Genomic DNA, 488 nt, shown 5'->3' with positions numbered 1-488 from the left:
CCGAGTTACCCACGGAGAGTAGACACCTTCTATAGTTAGGATAGCCCTAGCACGGAGGTGCTCCATGAGCCGTAAGAAGACCCAGGCATACACCGAGGAATTTCGTCGGGAAGCCGTCCGAAGAGCCGATCAACCTGGTAATACGGCAGCATCCGTTGCCCGTGAACTGGGCGTTCATCCGGGCCAGATCTACAACTGGCGTCGTCAGTTTACCCGCCTCTCGGAGAAGCAATTCAACAGCGTTGATGGCGTGGATTATTCCAAGGCCGAGAGTGAGGCCATCCGCAAGCTGCGGCGTGAGAACGAGACCCTGAAGAAGGAGAATGAATTTCTAAAAAAGGTGTCTGCGTACTTCGCGAAGTCCCAAGAGTGAAGTACGCGCTGATCAGTGAATTCTGTCAGCAGTATACCGTCCGCCTGATGTGCCGCGTGATGGAGGTTTCAGCCAGTGGTTATTATCGCTGGAAACAGCGTCCGGCCAGTCTCAG

1 protein-coding gene is annotated in these 488 nt (G+C 54.5%); it reads left to right on the top strand.

The annotated features are described in order from the left end of the window. The first annotated feature begins 64 nt into the window (after positions 1-64). Positions 65-373, top strand: a complete 309-nt coding sequence (locus C2846_RS18515; protein ID WP_205890281.1) for a transposase — start codon at positions 65-67, stop codon at positions 371-373. Positions 374-488 lie beyond the last annotated feature (115 nt).

The organism is Pseudomonas jilinensis, assembly GCF_003586265.1.
Classification (GTDB): domain Bacteria; phylum Pseudomonadota; class Gammaproteobacteria; order Pseudomonadales; family Pseudomonadaceae; genus Halopseudomonas; species Halopseudomonas phragmitis.
Note: the sequence above shows the minus strand (reverse complement) of the source record. Positions and strands in the feature narration are given on the sequence as shown.

Bases quoted from the DNA above. Each gene is read 5' to 3' on its own strand.
- C2846_RS18515 (WP_205890281.1), top strand. From the start codon at position 65: ATGAGCCGTAAGAAGACCCAGGCATACACCGAGGAATTTCGTCGGGAA.